Raw genomic sequence first — 15519 nt, forward strand, 5'->3', positions numbered from 1 at the left:
TCCTGCACAGCCTTTTGGGCGCCGTTTTCGGATTCATCATATATAGCTTGAGCTTTTCCTGCGGGGCTGAAGGTTCAGGCGGCTTCTTTTGTTCCAAAGGAGGGGGTTCCCGGATCGGCCGCGGGCGGTGCCGCATGAGGGGAAGCGGGCGTGGCCGCCGGACTTGCAGGAACCGGTGCGGCTGCCGGCGTGTTGGCGTTCGGATTGGCGCAAGAGGTCAGGACCAGCGCCGCCGCGGACAAGAGAAGCCAGTTATTCTTCATAAGGAAGCTCCTGTTCTAACGTCATGTTTGTTGGCTTACAGCTTTCCTTATTTTATCATGCATGTCTCCATGTTACATAGAGGAGAATAAATGAGGAAGACGAATCTAAGCGGAGGGATGGACTATGAGAGTAGGAGCATTTTTGCTCGGAGGACTTGTAGGAGCGGCGGCTGTCGTCTATTTGTCCAATAGAAACAAATCGTTGTTCGGTGCCGCGTTCAGCAGCAGCGATTCGGTAAACCCGTCGATGGGCATGGCGTCATCGTCGGGCACAATAGGTCAAACCAAGTCGGGCGCGTCGGAATCTCAATCCTTTCAATCAGGATCCAAAGAGAAGGCGAATAAGCCGAAAAAGGGCTTGAATGAAGATTTATTTAAAGAAGACGGGTTGAACAAGGTTAGCGATATTGTAAATCAAGATCCCGGACTAAAGGCCGCTGTAGAAAAAATTTTGGACAGCAATGCGGGAAAAGAACAATATGGCGCACATTAATTTTCAGAATTAGATATCGGGCACAGCGTTGTCTTTCAAAGACGGCGGTTGTGTCTTTTTCTTTATTGTGTTATTTTTAGGGGTATAACCGTTCTTTTCTTTCAGGTTTGTGATATAATAGTCATATCATGAAAATACAAGCTCTTCATTTCATGAATCGCAGGGCCATGGCTCACCTTTGTAACCCAAACTTCATAAGATATTATTACAGTCGGCAAGGGAGGAATCCAGTATGAAAATGGAGCGTTTAAGTCAGGACAAGATACGGATTTTCCTCACATTCGATGACTTAACGGAGCGCGGCATTCATAAGGATGACATGTGGAGAGAAATACCTAAGGTGCACGAGCTGTTTAGTGAAATGATGGATCAGGCTTATATGGAGCTTGGCTTTGATGCAACAGGTCCGCTTGCCGTCGAGGTGCTGGCCATGCCGGCACAAGGAATGATGGTGATCGTAACACGGGGCAAGATGAATTTTAGCCACGGTGAAGATGCGATTGACGAAGACTTGGAAGAGGTATACGAGCTTGAAGTGACTATGGATGAAACGGACCAGGTCACCTATGCTTTTCATGATTTCGAAGACCTGCTTCGCATGGCCAAAGTCATTAACCCGTTATTGACGAATGGCGGAACTCTGTATTCATACAAAAACAAGTGGATCTTGCTCCTTGACGCAGCCGATATGGAAGATAAACAGCTGCAATTGATTGTAGCCGTTTTATCGGAGTATGGGGAGGCGACTTCGGTTACGCAAGCCATGCTTGAGGAATATGGCAAAACGGTCATTGAATCCGATGCCGTGAAGGTGCTTTGCGCTAAATTCTAACTAATCCTGTCTACACAGACTAAGACATGAAGCATTCACAAAAACGTTCGTTTTTGTTGGAATGCTTTTTTTGCGGGGGGAAGTAAGGCGATGTCGGGAACCAATAGAAGCGCGGCCGTAGCTACCTTTGATTTAGAGGAGCTGGTCGTTCATTATCAGAAACAGCTGCGCGAGGAGGCATTCTTGTATCTGCAGCGGCGGGGCATCGCTCAGGAAACGGTTGAACGTTACCGGATCGGCTTCGAGCCTGGTAAAATCGGTTTTTATGTGAATTCAAACAAACTGGGGGATTATTTTGAAAACCGGGTGATCATTCCGATAGCGGATGCGGAAGGCGCTGCCGTTGATTTAATCGGTCGTTCGATCGATCATCGCGAACCGAAATACAAATCGCTGCTCGGTGTCGATGATATAATGTTTAATGAACAGATCCTGGAAGAAACGGAGGATGTCATTCTCGCAAGCGGTGTCTTCGATGTTCTTAGCTTGGCTCAGGCCCGGCTCCCGGCGGTATGCGTACCTGTCTGGATGACCTTCAAGGATAGTCATGCGGAGAAACTTAGGGAGAAGAGAGTGTTTATTTGTCTCGGTAATGATGAGCTTGGCAGGAGTGAAAGTGTAAGAATACTGACCATGCTGCAACCGATAGCCAAGCAGGCGCTCATCGTTCAAATGCCGGAATCCATAAGAGATGTCAACGATTTCTTCGTGCGCGTACAACATCCGTTGGATACCTTCATGAAATTGTTAAATGAAACGATGGAAGAAACGATGATGCTACCCATCGCCCCCGATGTAAAAAATATTACGATATATACGGAAGAATATATGAAAAGACACCGCGGCCAGTCGTCCGGCATTCCTACGGGAATTGCGGAACTCGATGAAACGTTGTTCGGCGGGCTGCGCAGCGGGCTTTATTTGATTGCTGGAGGCGCCTCATCCGGCAAAACGATGCTGATGAAACAAATAGCCGATCATATCGCTTCCGAGCAAACGCCAGTCGTCTATGTTTCGTGGGATATGACGGCTTTTGAGCTATGGGCTCGAAGCATTGCCCGCATCATCGGCACGGAGCCGCAAAAAGTGCTGAGCGGTAAAGTTCCCCCTGAAGAAGTAAGTGATGCGAACAAGCAGTATACCCAAATCAGCAAAATGTTGTGGACGATCGAATGCTCCATTGACACGCCCATGGACCGGGTGATGGCTTCCATCGAGCGAATCGGGGCGATGGCAGGAAAAACGCCGGTCGTTTTCATTGATCATCTTAACCGGATTCCTGTGACCGGCTTGCAGCAGACTCCCAAATCGGCAAGCGAGCATCAGACGATGCTGGCTTATGTCCTCAAGCAGTGGTCCAGAGAGCGGGGCGGTCCCGTTCTGGCAGCGATTCCTTCGGATATCGGGGAAGAAGCTCTTCCGCAAGGCGTGGAGGCCTCTGCGGATGTTATTATGCTGTTAAAGCCGCAGCCCGTCGGGGAGCCGAACCAAGGGCGTGGCGTAGCTCTCCATCTGCTGAAACACCGAAACGGTTCTTTAAAGACAATCCAATTGCGTTTTCATGACCAAAAGGCAGTGTTTGTAGTAGCGGCGAACCCATAAATGCCGAGGAAGGCTTGATCTCCTTCCAAGGTTTGAACAGAGGGTGGGTTGCTTGTGACCGACAACTTAAACGTTCTTCACGCGACACAGCACAGCATTGAACAGACCCTTACAAAGCTGGGGTATTCAAGGGCGATGACCTGCTGGAACCTGATGGGCTGGCTAGTGCAGGAGGCGTGGTGGTGTCCTACTTCGAATGGGTGCAAAATAATCAGGGATATTACTGGACGGAGCAGCAAGTGCATGCCAGGCTGCAAGAAATGATGGAAAAAGGGTTTGAAAATGTCTATAATATTCATGTGACGAGAAATGTCGATATGCGTTTGGCTGCTTATATGGCCGGTGTCCGCAAAATGGCGGAGGCTGCGCGTTTCCGCGGCTGGGCGTAAAGATGGGAGGGCCGCTTTGAGCGTCTTATCTATCCTTACGATGGCTATTGCGCCTGGTGTCGCTCTGCTGTCGTATTTTTATTTAAAAGACCGTTACGATCCCGAGCCGATCTCTCAGGTGTTGAAGCTTTTTTTGTTCGGGATGATCCTTGTGTTTCCTGTCATGGTGCTTCAACATGCGCTGCTGCAGGGGCTCGGTGAAGATCCGTTTGTCTTTTCATTTGTCGCCTCTTCATTTCCAGAAGAGTTTTTTAAATGGTTCATCATTTATTTTGTTATATTCAAGCATACCTCCTTTGACGAACCCTACGACGGCATTGTATATGCCGTGGCCGTTTCTCTCGGGTTCGCCACGCTGGAGAATGTCATTTACGCTTTTTTGAGCAATCTTCATTTTGCGGATTTGATGATGCGGGCATTCCTGCCCGTTTCGGGTCACGCCATGTTCGGTGTCATGATGGGTTTTCATTTCGGCAAAGCGAGATTTACTCCGGAACGGACCAATCGGCATTTGTTCTATGCTTTCGCGCTGCCGTTTTTCTGGCACGGCATTTTTGACTATATTTTGCTTGCCACCAAATCGTATTGGGTTTGGTTTATGGCGCCGCTGATGTGCTTCTTGTGGCTGCGGAGCCTGTGGAAAGTGAACCGGGCCAACGCCAAGTCGCCTCTCGGGAGGATAACACGGGAAGAACGGATTAAAATATAGCCGGTTTGCCCATAATGGGAGTACAATAACGATTGCGCATACCGGAGGGAAGCCATGACCGCAGCAAGCCCGCGCGTGAAAGTAACGATCCGCTGTAAAAGATGCGGAGAGAAATTTATTTTGAGGGGCCGGAAGGAAAAAGGAAAGATTGATACCGGCTTTAAGCAGTGCATCTGCAATAATGAAATGGATTTTGACATCGAAACACATGATTTCTGAAGTGTCAGGGTCGGCGGAAGCCGACTTTTTTATTTTGTTGATTGCATAAAGGATCTACCTTCAAGCGCAAACTAAGCCCAAGTTTTTCTGATGAAGGGAGATCTGTCGAAAATGTACAAAAGATTGAGCATCGTCATGTTTCCGTTTCTTTTGCTGGCGCTCATCGGGACCGGGGTGTGGGGGTACCTCGAGCATCAGGAAAAAAACACGATCTTGATGAAGGCGGAAAATCAATATCAACGTGCTTTCCATGACTTATCGTTTCATCTGGACAAGCTGCACACCGAGCTCGGCAATACGCTCGCAGTGAATTCCACCTCACAGGATGCATACAAAAAAGGGTTGATCAACGTTTGGCGCATTACCAGCCAGGCGCAGAATGAGATCAGCCAGCTGCCGTTGACCATGCTTCCGTTCAGCAAGACTGAAGACTTTTTGTCCAAAATCTCCAATTTCGCTTATCGCGCTGCCGTCCGCGACCTGAGCAAGCATCCGCTGGATGAGCAGGAGATCAAGACGATGAACGCACTTTACCAGCATTCCACCGAAATTGCGAAAGATTTGCGCGACGTCCAGACGAAAGTCCTTCAGAACAATTTACGTTGGATGGATGTAGAGCTCGCTCTGGCTTCCAACAAAGAAAACCAAGACAACGCCATTATTGACGGCTTCTCCACCATGGACAAAAAGGTAGGTGAATATCCGGAGATCAGTTGGAGTCCCGCCGTGATGAGCATGTATCAAAGACGGGATATCAGCATGCTCTCGGGACCGGAGGTAACGGCGGAGGACGTAAAGCAAAAGGCGGCAAAATTCCTGGGGATTGATGCATCCGCGCTGAAGGTGGTCGAGAACGGGGCGGGTACCGAGAACCATTCGTTTAGCGTAAGCGCGCCGAGAGACGGTTCGCCGGACGGAATTCAGATGGATTTCTCCAGCAAAGGCGGACAGCTGCTATGGTTTTCGGCCCCGCGCGATGTTCCTGAAAAGAAGCTGGATTTGCGCCAAGCCAGAGATATTGCGGCACAATTTCTGGACGAACATGACTATAAGGATATGACAGCCGTAAGTTATGACGAATACTACAATACAGCCAACTTGACTTTCGCCGCCCGGACGAATGATGTGATCAATTATTTGGAGAAGGTAGCCGTTAGAGTGGCGCTGGATAATGGGGAAGTGACCGGACTTGAGGCAAGCGATTATGTGTTCGATAAGAAAGACCGCCAGCTTCCGGCACCCAAGCTGACGAACGAAGAAGCGCTCAAAACATTAAGTCCGAACTTCAAGGTTACGAGTGTGGATAAAGCGCTGATTCGCAACGATATTGATGAAGAGGTCTTGTGCTATCAGTATGTCGGACGCGTGAATGGAGGCGTGTACCGTGTTTACATTAATGCGGACTCCGGTGCCGAAGAAAAAATCGACCATTTGGGAGCGGATGAAGCCGCCGCTGTAAGTCAATAATTCGTGTGAAAAAAGCCCGTACTTCAACAGTAAGGGCTTTTTTTCGTTGTCCCCTTTCCATATGCACCTGGAATGCTATAATAATCAAGTAGGCTGCACAGTACAAAAAGACTTGGCGGTAAGCACACAGGGAGGGGTCGGGCTTTGCTACCAAAAATAAACCAAATTTTGTACATACAAATCAACTCCATCGATGAGGAAGAAGCGAAACAAGAGTATAAATCCAGGATAGCCGATATCACGGAATCCCATATCAGCATGGAGATTCCGATGTCGGATAAAACAGGACGTTTCAAGCGATTATACCAAGGGGACGAGCTTTCCGTTTATTTCATTACCGAAGACGGAGTGAAAAATTATTTTAACACTTCCGTTACCGGTTTTTCAGATGATGTCATCAGATTGGTGCACATCAAAAAACCGCAGCCCGAATCCATAACAAAGGCACAGAGAAGAAATTTTTTGCGTGTGCCTGCCGAACTTGAGATTGCCGTGAAATTATCTGAGCAGCTGCAGTTCGTTACGTTGACGGAGGATGTCAGCGGCGGCGGCATTTCCTTTTATTGCGACGGTTACATTCCCGCTCATACCGGGCAAACAGCAAGCTGCATGCTGCTGATTCACTATAAGAACGGGCAAATCGAGCATGTGCCGTTCAAAAGCGAAATCGTGCGCGTAAAGCCCGTGGAAACGGGAAAGCAGCAGGTCATCCTGCGTTACGCCGAAATCAGCGACCGCGACCGGCAAAAGATTATCCGCTTCTGCTTCGAAAGGCAGCTCGAAATCCGTAAAAATTAAAGGGCATATTTTTCCTGTCATAGGGTATACTACCATCCAAAATAACAGGGTGGCATGCTCATGAAGCCTAAGAATCATAACGAAACGACGGGCAGATACGAAGACTTGTTTTTGCTGTTTGCTCAAAGGGTGGAAAAAGCGCTGATCGTCATGCTCGTTATACTTATGATGGCATTGGCCGTATTGCAGCTGCTGCTGCAGCATCCGCAGATTCGGCATCTCTTAGTAAAAGTGGAACAGCTCGAAGGCAATCCCTATCCGTCAGCCTCCTCTCCGGCTATAAACCGGATTAGGCACTAGAGTTTTGCTTCATAGGGAAAACTATGGTATAATTTTGATTGCTTAAGGCTTCGGCCTGTTTTTTTTTCAAAATGCTCGTCCGCTTCATTGTATTAAGGAGGCCTCATCTTGGAGAAGTTTAACATCGCCATCGACGGTCCGGCAGGGGCAGGCAAAAGCACCATAGCTCGTCTCGTAGCAAATGCGCTTGGTTTTGTATATGTTGATACAGGCGCGATGTACAGGGCCGTTACTTGGAGTATTTTGCAGCAGGGCCTTCCACTGGAGCAAACGGCGGATTTGATTGCGCTGACGGAAAGATTGGATATCCGTTTGGAACCCGGCGAGCACGGACAATTGGTTTTTGTGGACGGCAAAGACGTTACGGGCATGATTCGTTCGGCAGAGGTGACAGGGAATGTGTCCAGGATTGCATCCATCGCCGAAATCCGCAGTATTCTAACCGCTAAGCAAAAGGAACTGGCCAGCAAGAAAGGTGTTGTTATGGACGGCAGAGACATCGGCAGTCATGTATTGCCGGATGCCGAATTGAAAATCTTTCTGACCGCAAGCGTCAGAGTCCGTGCCGAACGACGACTCAAGGAAATCAGCGGCGACAGACCGGATATTACGCTTGAGCAATTGGAACGCGAAATTGCGGAGAGGGACCGGATGGATGAACAGCGCGAGGCCTCGCCGCTTGTGAAAGCGCCGGATGCCGTATGGATGGATACCACCGAAATGACGATACCCGAAGTGGTGGATCGCATATTGGAGCTCTGCAAGACCCGTGTAAGTGGGGTGAACTAAGATTGCTGTACACTTTTTTTCGCGGTATTTTCCGTCTTTTGTTCCGTATTTTATTCCGATTGCAGGCCGAAGGGAGAGAAAACATTCCCAAGGAAGGCGCCGTGGTGCTCTGCGCCAATCACAGAAGCAACTGGGATCCGCCGGTTTTGGGCACGCCGCTTGACCGCAAGGTTCATTACATGGCCAAAGCCGAGCTGTTTCAAGTCCCGGTCCTGGGTTATATTCTTCCGAGAATCGGAGCTTTTCCGGTCAAGCGCGGCGGCGTCAGCAAAGAATCGATTCGACTTTCACTGCAGCTTCTGAAAGACGGCCATATGCTGGGCATATTCCCGGAAGGCACGCGAAGCAACGCCGGAGGCATAGGGAAGAAAGGTGCGGCCAGCTTGGCGATGAAATCGGGAGCGACCGTTATTCCTGCAGCCATCATCGGCAGCTACAAGCCTTTTAGACGGATGAAGGTAGTCTACGGCCCGCCGGTTGACATCAGTGAATTTGCCGACGGAGGTCCGGAAGGATTGGAGCAGGCTACTGACAAAATTATGACCGTCATTCGCGCTATGGTGAAGCAGCACGAATCGAAATGAGAAATTGTGGCATACTTAAAAAACGATGATGAAATTTTTTCTAAAATACATTACTGTGGTTAGGTTGTTAAGGAGGTAATTGATATGACAGAAGAAACAAATGTACAGCAAGAGGCATCTCAAGAAGAATCCATGGCGAATGTCGTCGTTCTTAAGAAAGGCGATATCGTTAAAGGTAAAGTGATTAAAGTCGATTCCGACCAAGCCATCGTCGATGTAGGTTACAAATATGACGGCGTCATTCCTGTGCGTGAATTATCTTCCCTTCAATTGGAAAATGCCGCTGAAGGTGTTGAAGTAGGTCAGGAAGTGGAATTAAAGGTATTGACCATTGACGACAACAAGGAAAAGCTGGTGCTTTCCAAGCGCGCTATCGATAATGAAAGAGCGTGGGATAAGCTGGCGGCCGATATGGAAAATAAAACGATCCTGGAGGCAAAAGTTGCTGAAGTGGTGAAAGGCGGCTTGGTCGTTGACGTAGGTCTTCGCGGTTTTGTGCCGGCTTCCATGGTGGAGCGCAATTTTGTTGAGGATTTCAGCGATTACAAGGGCCGCACGCTGCGTTTGCGCGTGAAAGAAATGGATCGCGAAAAAAACAAAGTGATTCTTTCTCAAAAAGATGTGTTGGATGAAGAATTCGAAGCCCGGAAGAAGGAAGTTCTTTCCAAAATTTCCGTCGGTCAAGAGTTGACCGGTACGGTTCAGCGTCTGACGCAATTCGGTGCATTTATCGATATCGGCGGAGTAGACGGTCTGGTTCATATTTCTGAAATGGCTTGGCACCATGTTGAAACCCCTTCTGAAGTTGTAAAGGAAGGCGATCAGGTTAAAGTTCAGGTGCTGAAGGTTGATCCCGAGAATGAGCGTATTTCCCTGAGCATCAAAGCTACTCAGCCGGGACCTTGGCAGCAGGTGCAGGACAAAATTAAAATTGGCGATATCGTAACGGGGACCGTCAAGCGTCTTGTTCAATTCGGCGCATTCATCGAAGTGGCTCCAGGTGTTGAAGGACTGGTTCATATTTCCCAAATTGCTCATCGTCACATCGCTACTCCGTTTGAAGTGCTGAAGGAGGGTCAAGAGGTTCAGGCGAAAGTGCTTGATATGAATCCTGATGAAAAACGCATTTCCTTGAGCATTAAAGAAACGGAAGAAGCGCCAGCTCGTGAACCGAAAGCGGATAGAGAAAGAGGATCCAAAAGAGAATCGGTTTCCCATGAAGAGCTTCAAAGCTTGAACTTAACGCTGGGTGAGCGTTTTGGTGATAAATTAAGCAAATTCAAATAAGCCATTTATCTCAAGAAATGAGGAATACGGGTGCGCATATCAAGGAAGATGGAGCATGTACATCATGCTCTGCAGCTTGGTCATAGCGATGAGCATGGCTTTCGCGATATCAAGCTGATCCATAATTGTCTCCCGGGCATTTCTTCGGACCAGATATCGTTACAAACCTCAATCGGCGAACTCAATTTGAGCTCGCCGATTGTCATTAATGCGATGACCGGAGGAGCTCATGAGACGGAAGAAATTAACAGGGAACTGGCAGCGGCGGCGAGAGAGACGGGACTCGCTATGGCCGTCGGCTCTCAAATGTCGGCGATCAAGAATCCGGAAGTGGAATCCAGTTACCGTGTTGTCCGCAAGGTAAATCCGGGAGGAATCGTTTTCGGGAATTTAGGGAGCGAAGCGACGCTGGAGCAAGCTTTACGCGCTGTGGACATGCTTCGGGCAGACGCTCTGCAGATTCATTTGAACGTGATGCAGGAGCTGATTATGCCGGAAGGTGACCGGGAATTCTGCGGGGTGCTGGAAAGGATCCGAACGATTGTCGATCAAGTCGGCGTGCCTGTCATGGTAAAAGAAGTCGGCTTCGGCATGGTCAAGGAAAGCGCGGAGGCTTTGTTTCAATGCGGTGTACGAATAATCGATGTAGGGGGTGCAGGCGGTACCAATTTCGCTGCCATAGAGAATGCACGACGCCGTGTTCCTATGGATTGGCTGAATGATTGGGGCTGCAAGACAACGATCGCACTTCTTGAAGTGTTGGAAGCTAAGCATCGGAATCAAATTGACGCCTCTATTATTGCCGCGGGAGGGATCTCCCGGACGCTGGAGGTTTGCAAAGCTTTAACCCTTGGCGCATCCGCTGTAGGCATGGCAGGATCTCTCTTGAAAGTGCTGCGCGAACAAGGAACGGAGGCGCTTGTGACCCACATCGTGACGCTCCATGAAGAACTTCGTCTCCTGATGACGGCGATGGGTGCAAACTCCATAGAACGTTTGCATGAGATGCCGGTAGTGATAACGGGAGAAACGGCGGAGTGGTGCGCCGCTCGCGGGGTGGATATAAGCTCTTACGCTTTGCGTACGGGATACCGAAAAGTTTGATTAAAACCAAATATGGAAAGCCATACTAAGGTAAAGAGCTGGGTGTTTACATTTGGGGTGGTGCGAATGAACGCGGGCTATCTGTCCTTATTATTGATTGTTGTATCGCTGATTTTGTTCGCCAGTGGCTGGAAAGAGATTATATTAAGAGGTATTACTCATCTGAGTCTACTTCTTTTTTTTATTGCTTGGCTGCTTTTACTGGGCTGGAGCTTTACGCTGGATCAATGGCGGATATTCGGCTGCGTTCCTTTACTTTTGGCGGTGTCGTTTCTGGTTATTTTGCGAACCCGGGGAATGCTGCTGCGTTTTCATCTATTCTCCGTAGGACTATTGCTCGGGTCGGTTTTTTTCTTTTTGAAGGAAACCATCCATCTGATGCCGGCGATGATCATTCTTAATCCAGAGTGGACGATGGCGATAATCAATGGTTTGCTCGTTTCTGCACTGGTGCGCTGGCCTGCTTTCCAGGTAGCCGCTTTGTCTCTGGGGCTGCTTATTGGAGAGGGAATGTACGCCTATTCCCATCGGGAACAAACGGATATAGTGATAGGTCATGCGGGGTTTCAGGATGTATGGTGGTTGACCCTCTATGCGGCAAGAGGAAGCTCGCTTGTGTTGGAGTCAGCGGCTGCAGGATGCAAAAAAGCGTATTATTATGTTTGGAATGCTATACGGGAGCGCAAGGAGTAAGGGACTTCAACACATTGGTGAATCTGGGCCGGTCAAAAAATCCGGAAGGAAGTGGATTGAAATGTAGGCTTGGATCGTTGAGCAAAAGTATACCGTAGGGATTGTCTTGGGCGTATTGTTTGGGGTAGCCGCCCGGTTTACGATGCTAAGGACGGATTACCGGCAATACCCGACCTATCCTCATGGGAAAATCATTCACCTCTCGTTGGGGGTGATTGCGGCGGGGCTGGGTGCCGTAGCCGTACCGTCTCTGCTTGAGAAAAACTATACCGCCATTACGTTTTTGGCCATGGCCGCTCAGCAGTTCAGGGACGTAAGAATGCGGGATTAAGTGAATCACAAAACATTCTCCGCGAAAAAGCACTCGGACTGGTACTGGTGCCCAAGGACAAAAATGCACGGGTTACGATCGCCAATCCGTGACAAAGGCAGGCGCTTCTCCATGATATATCAACGATTATGGGCGTTTACCGGGACGAAGGAGAGCCTTCTCTGGTCCCTCTTGCGAGGCTGGATATGAATGACGGCCGGCTTGCCGTGCGCGTGGTGACGATGTACAAAAATAAGGTAGGCGGAGGAGCTCCGATCTTTATTGTAGATAATCCGGATGAACAACAGGAGGTGGCGTTCAAGCTGGAGAAAAAGTTGGATGCCTCCGCTTATGATTTGCAGAATGGGACATTCATCATCGTCGATCATAAAGCTTATCATGATTAGCGATGTCTCATTTCATTTACTTGCTTGCTATATTTTGTTATAATATCATAGCTTGCGAGCATGGCTCGGAAGCTATGATATTGCGCCAAAAACTACCGCTATACGCGGTCGCTCATCTTCGAATTGCATCGATGGTTTTTGGCTTAATGACCCAAGTTTGCAGAATGGCTCGCAAGCTATGATATTGCGCCAAAAACTGCCGCTATACGCGTTTGATTGGATTATCCACATTATATATAAGGGAATGAAGTGCATGGCAAGACCAATCGTAGCCATCGTCGGGCGGCCTAATGTAGGAAAATCGACGATATTCAATCGTATCATCGGCGATAAGCTGGCGATCGTTGAAGATAAGCCAGGGGTAACCCGCGATCGCCTGTACGGTACAGGGGAATGGCTGAACAGGGAATTTAGCGTCATCGATACCGGCGGGATTGAAATTGATGGCGAAGATCATATTCTGCGCTCCGTTCGCGCGCAAGCGGAGCTCGCTATTGAGGAAGCGGACGTCATTATCTTTATGGTCGATGCGAAAGCAGGGATCACCCCGGCTGACAGCGAGGTTGCAGAACTGTTGTTCCGGGCGAAAAAGCCTGTCGTCGTCGCCGTGAATAAAGTAGATAATTTACAGCGCATGGACGATATCTATGAGTTTTACAGTCTCGGATTCGGAGAAGTCGTGGGCATTTCCGGTTCTCACGGCACAGGCATCGGCGATTTGCTGGAAGAGGTGACTAAACATTTTCCGGATACCTCGGATGAGGAGTATGGAGAGGACGTCATCCGGGTGGCGCTGATCGGCCGTCCGAATGTCGGCAAGTCTTCTTTGGTCAATGCGATTCTTGGGGAAGAGCGGGTTATTGTCAGTGATGTGGCCGGCACGACACGGGATGCGATCGATACGCCATTCGAGAAGGATGGGCAGAAGTACGTCATTATTGACACGGCGGGTATGCGCAAACGAGGCAAGGTATACGAGACGACGGAGAAGTACAGCGTGATGCGGGCCATGAAAGCCATTGAACGGGCCGATGTTGTTCTGATCGTGATCGATGGGCAGGAAGGAATTATCGAGCAGGACAAACATATCGCAGGATATGCGCATGAGGCGGGGAAAGCGGCGATTTTCGTAGTGAATAAATGGGATATCGTCGAGAAGGATGACAAAACGATGCACCAGTTTACCCAGAAAATCCGCGATCACTTTTTATTCATGACTTATGCGCCCGTCGTGTTCCTTTCGGCCAAAACCAAACAAAGATTGCATAAACTGTTTCCCATGGTGAATCATGTTGCGGAGCAGCATACGCTTCGGATTCAAACCCATGTCCTCAACGATGTGGTATCGGATGCCGTTGCCATTAATCCGCCTCCGACGGATAAAGGAAAGCGCCTGAAAATTAATTACGCTACCCAGGTGGCGGTTAAGCCTCCGACGATCGTCTTTTTTGTCAATGATCCCGAGCTTATGCATTTTTCTTATCAACGGTATTTGGAAAATAAAATCCGCAGTGCTTTCGGTTTTGAAGGAACACCCGTTCGGATGTTTACTCGGCGCAAGTCTGAAGAAGGGTAGGAGAACGTGTCTTGATGAGCTTATTGTCACTTGTGATCGGGTATTTGCTTGGCTCGGTAAGCTTCAGCTGTTTAGCCGGCAAATTGCTGAAGGGAATTGACATCCGTCAGCACGGGAGCGGGAATGCCGGGGCCACCAATACGATGCGTGTTCTTGGCAAAGGTCCGGGAATTACCGTGCTGCTGCTGGATGTGATCAAAGGGATGAGCGCCGTATGGATCGGCAGCTATTTAAGCGGCGGCAGTTCCCTATTCGAAGTACTGGCAGGAATCAGCGTCATCGTCGGACATAACTGGCCGATCTTTTTTGGCTTCCGCGGCGGCAAGGGAATAGCGACAACCATCGGAGTGATGGCGACGCTTGCCTTTTTTCCAGCGCTCTATGCCGGAATCATTGCCATATTATCCATCGTATTGACCAGATACGTTTCATTAGGCTCGCTTTTGTTTACTGCTCTCTTACCGATTTTTATCTGGTTTATGGGCCTGCCTAATGAAATATTAGTGCTCAGTTTGCTTCTTTTTGTTTTTGCGTGGTTTAAACACCGGAGCAATATCGTGAAGCTGCTAAAAGGAAATGAAAATAAGCTTGGTGCCAAAAAGCAACTTTAATCCTATGCTAAAGAGGTGTTCGTACATGCCTGATTCCGGCAAAGTTGCGGTGTTGGTCGCAGGAAGCTGGGGAACCGCGATTGCCTCGGTTCTTGCGGAGAACGGCCGTCAGGTCTGCCTGTGGTCCCGAAACGAGAACCAGGTGGAGGAGATTAACACGGAGCATCGCAACCGCCGTTTTTTACATGACGTGGAGCTATCCCCTCTCATTCGGGCAACGAACTCCATGGAGGAAGCGGTAAACGGCGCGGAGGCCGTGTTCATTGTTTCTCCATCATCGGCGATGAGGGAAATTGCCTCCGCTTTGAAGTCCTACGTAAATGAAGATACGTTGTTAATCCACGCAACCAAAGGGTTTGAGTCAGGTACCTTGAAACGGATGAGCGAGGTTCTGAAGGATGAGCTGCCAATGTATGACCCAAATCGGATCGTTGTATTGTCCGGGCCGAGCCATGCGGAAGAAGTGATAGAGCGTTGTCCGACTACGGTTGTCGTGGCTGCGCATGATAAAGCAGCGGCTGAAAAAGCTCAAGACCTGCTGATTAACTCGTATTTCCGCGTCTATACGAATCCGGATGTGGTAGGGGTTGAAGTAGGAGGCGCACTCAAAAATATTATTGCATTGGGAGCCGGTCTCTCCGACGGCCTTGGCTTCGGGGATAATGCGAAGGCGGCGCTTCTTACCCGCGGACTGGCCGAAATCGCAAGACTTGGTACGGCTATGGGCGGAAGCCCGCTGACGTTTGCAGGTTTAGCCGGGATCGGGGATTTGGTAGTGACTTGTACCAGCCGGCACAGCCGCAACTGGCGGGCCGGTTCGATGCTGGCCAAGGGGCTTTCCCTTGAGGAGGTTCTTGCGCAGATGGGGATGGTGGTAGAAGGAGTAAAGACGACGCAAGCTGCCTATCTGTTGGCTCGCAAACACGGGATTACCATGCCGATTACAGATGAGCTGCATCAGGTTTTATTTGACGGTAAAGACCCCAAGACGGCGGTAGAGGATCTGATGGGCCGCGGTCCTACACATGAAATCGAGGAAGTGGCCAAGCAGTTGCAAACGGATTGGCTGTGTTGAGGCTTCCGCCT

Annotated in this window: 17 protein-coding genes and 3 pseudogenes; 19 read left to right on the forward strand and 1 reads right to left on the reverse strand. The window is 49.3% G+C overall.

The features are described 5' to 3' along the window. Positions 1 to 74: 74 nt before the first annotated feature. Positions 75 to 263 carry a hypothetical protein gene (locus BLT35_RS00735; RefSeq protein ID WP_074726798.1) on the reverse strand — a complete coding sequence of 63 codons (189 nt, stop codon included), beginning with the start codon at positions 261 to 263 and terminating at the stop codon, positions 75 to 77. A gap of 124 nt (positions 264 to 387) precedes the next feature. Here BLT35_RS00735 and BLT35_RS00740 point away from each other — a divergent pair, with 124 nt between their 5' ends. The 19 genes and pseudogenes from BLT35_RS00740 (at position 388) to BLT35_RS00825 (ending at position 15508) form a co-directional block, all read left to right on the forward strand. After that, a complete protein-coding gene (locus BLT35_RS00740) occupies positions 388 to 756 on the forward strand; it encodes a hypothetical protein (RefSeq protein WP_062408885.1) in 369 nt (122 codons plus the stop codon). Positions 757 to 988: 232 nt separating this feature from the next. Further along, complete coding sequence (locus tag BLT35_RS00745; protein ID WP_062408884.1) at positions 989 to 1588, forward strand: genetic competence negative regulator; 600 nt, start codon at positions 989 to 991, stop codon at positions 1586 to 1588. Between the two features lie 90 nt (positions 1589 to 1678). Then, positions 1679 to 3190, forward strand: coding sequence for a DnaB-like helicase C-terminal domain-containing protein (locus BLT35_RS00750; protein ID WP_074726799.1), 1512 nt, complete (start codon positions 1679 to 1681; stop codon positions 3188 to 3190). Positions 3191 to 3330: 140 nt separating this feature from the next. After that, positions 3331 to 3579, forward strand: a pseudogene (locus tag BLT35_RS00755) (glutamate dehydrogenase); the annotation flags it as partial. Between the two features lie 16 nt (positions 3580 to 3595). Continuing rightward, the gene (gene prsW / locus BLT35_RS00760; RefSeq protein WP_062408881.1) at positions 3596 to 4288 is read left to right on the forward strand and encodes a glutamic-type intramembrane protease PrsW; all 693 of its coding nucleotides are present in this window, start codon (positions 3596 to 3598) and stop codon (positions 4286 to 4288) included. 54 nt (positions 4289 to 4342) lie between these two features. After that, entirely contained in the window at positions 4343 to 4507 is a 165-nt protein-coding gene (locus tag BLT35_RS26695) for a hypothetical protein (RefSeq protein ID WP_171005814.1), read from the forward strand. Positions 4508 to 4618: 111 nt separating this feature from the next. Beyond that, positions 4619 to 5974 carry a germination protein YpeB gene (gene ypeB / locus BLT35_RS00765; RefSeq protein WP_062408880.1) on the forward strand — a complete coding sequence of 452 codons (1356 nt, stop codon included), beginning with the start codon at positions 4619 to 4621 and terminating at the stop codon, positions 5972 to 5974. Between the two features lie 144 nt (positions 5975 to 6118). Continuing rightward, positions 6119 to 6772, forward strand: a complete 654-nt coding sequence (locus BLT35_RS00770) for a flagellar brake protein (RefSeq protein ID WP_074726800.1) — start codon at positions 6119 to 6121, stop codon at positions 6770 to 6772. A 60-nt stretch (positions 6773 to 6832) separates the two neighbouring features. Then, positions 6833 to 7072, forward strand: coding sequence for a hypothetical protein (locus tag BLT35_RS00775; protein ID WP_074726801.1), 240 nt, complete (start codon positions 6833 to 6835; stop codon positions 7070 to 7072). A gap of 108 nt (positions 7073 to 7180) precedes the next feature. Next, a complete protein-coding gene (gene cmk / locus BLT35_RS00780; protein WP_054818268.1) occupies positions 7181 to 7861 on the forward strand; it encodes a (d)CMP kinase in 681 nt (226 codons plus the stop codon). A 2-nt stretch (positions 7862 to 7863) separates the two neighbouring features. Continuing rightward, positions 7864 to 8445, forward strand: coding sequence for a lysophospholipid acyltransferase family protein (locus BLT35_RS00785; protein ID WP_062408878.1), 582 nt, complete (start codon positions 7864 to 7866; stop codon positions 8443 to 8445). Between the two features lie 84 nt (positions 8446 to 8529). Further along, positions 8530 to 9732, forward strand: coding sequence for a 30S ribosomal protein S1 (gene rpsA / locus BLT35_RS00790; protein WP_062408877.1), 1203 nt, complete (start codon positions 8530 to 8532; stop codon positions 9730 to 9732). A 48-nt stretch (positions 9733 to 9780) separates the two neighbouring features. Further along, the gene (gene fni, locus BLT35_RS00795; RefSeq protein WP_175471909.1) at positions 9781 to 10836 is read left to right on the forward strand and encodes a type 2 isopentenyl-diphosphate Delta-isomerase; all 1056 of its coding nucleotides are present in this window, start codon (positions 9781 to 9783) and stop codon (positions 10834 to 10836) included. A 12-nt stretch (positions 10837 to 10848) separates the two neighbouring features. Then, positions 10849 to 11529, forward strand: coding sequence for a YphA family membrane protein (locus BLT35_RS00800; protein ID WP_217634690.1), 681 nt, complete (start codon positions 10849 to 10851; stop codon positions 11527 to 11529). Between the two features lie 73 nt (positions 11530 to 11602). Continuing rightward, a pseudogene (locus BLT35_RS26145) lies at positions 11603 to 12093 on the forward strand (YIEGIA domain-containing protein); the annotation flags it as partial. Positions 12094 to 12132: 39 nt separating this feature from the next. Further along, positions 12133 to 12246 (forward strand): annotated as a pseudogene (locus BLT35_RS28015) (capping complex subunit for YIEGIA); the annotation flags it as partial. Between the two features lie 253 nt (positions 12247 to 12499). Next, positions 12500 to 13822 (forward strand): ribosome biogenesis GTPase Der, encoded by a 1323-nt coding sequence (gene der, locus BLT35_RS00815; RefSeq protein WP_062410956.1) that lies wholly within the window; start codon positions 12500 to 12502, stop codon positions 13820 to 13822. 14 nt (positions 13823 to 13836) lie between these two features. Beyond that, the gene (plsY, locus tag BLT35_RS00820) at positions 13837 to 14433 is read left to right on the forward strand and encodes a glycerol-3-phosphate 1-O-acyltransferase PlsY (protein ID WP_174350366.1); all 597 of its coding nucleotides are present in this window, start codon (positions 13837 to 13839) and stop codon (positions 14431 to 14433) included. Positions 14434 to 14458: 25 nt separating this feature from the next. Next, positions 14459 to 15508, forward strand: coding sequence for an NAD(P)H-dependent glycerol-3-phosphate dehydrogenase (locus BLT35_RS00825; RefSeq protein ID WP_062408873.1), 1050 nt, complete (start codon positions 14459 to 14461; stop codon positions 15506 to 15508). Positions 15509 to 15519: the final 11 nt, after the last annotated feature.

The organism is Paenibacillus naphthalenovorans, from assembly GCF_900099895.1.
In the GTDB taxonomy this organism is placed as follows: domain Bacteria; phylum Bacillota; class Bacilli; order Paenibacillales; family NBRC-103111; genus Paenibacillus_G; species Paenibacillus_G naphthalenovorans.

Coding starts and splice junctions, on each gene's coding strand:
- BLT35_RS00735 (WP_074726798.1), bottom strand. CDS start 263: ATGAAGAATAACTGGCTTCTCTTGTCCGCGGCGGCGCTGGTCCTGACC.
- BLT35_RS00740 (WP_062408885.1), top strand. CDS start 388: ATGAGAGTAGGAGCATTTTTGCTCGGAGGACTTGTAGGAGCGGCGGCT.
- BLT35_RS00745 (WP_062408884.1), top strand. CDS start 989: ATGAAAATGGAGCGTTTAAGTCAGGACAAGATACGGATTTTCCTCACA.
- BLT35_RS00750 (WP_074726799.1), top strand. CDS start 1,679: ATGTCGGGAACCAATAGAAGCGCGGCCGTAGCTACCTTTGATTTAGAG.
- BLT35_RS26695 (WP_171005814.1), top strand. CDS start 4,343: ATGACCGCAGCAAGCCCGCGCGTGAAAGTAACGATCCGCTGTAAAAGA.
- ypeB (WP_062408880.1), top strand. CDS start 4,619: ATGTACAAAAGATTGAGCATCGTCATGTTTCCGTTTCTTTTGCTGGCG.
- BLT35_RS00775 (WP_074726801.1), top strand. CDS start 6,833: ATGAAGCCTAAGAATCATAACGAAACGACGGGCAGATACGAAGACTTG.
- rpsA (WP_062408877.1), top strand. CDS start 8,530: ATGACAGAAGAAACAAATGTACAGCAAGAGGCATCTCAAGAAGAATCC.
- fni (WP_175471909.1), top strand. CDS start 9,781: ATGGAGCATGTACATCATGCTCTGCAGCTTGGTCATAGCGATGAGCAT.
- BLT35_RS00800 (WP_217634690.1), top strand. CDS start 10,849: ATGGAAAGCCATACTAAGGTAAAGAGCTGGGTGTTTACATTTGGGGTG.
- der (WP_062410956.1), top strand. CDS start 12,500: ATGGCAAGACCAATCGTAGCCATCGTCGGGCGGCCTAATGTAGGAAAA.
- plsY (WP_174350366.1), top strand. CDS start 13,837: ATGAGCTTATTGTCACTTGTGATCGGGTATTTGCTTGGCTCGGTAAGC.
- BLT35_RS00825 (WP_062408873.1), top strand. CDS start 14,459: ATGCCTGATTCCGGCAAAGTTGCGGTGTTGGTCGCAGGAAGCTGGGGA.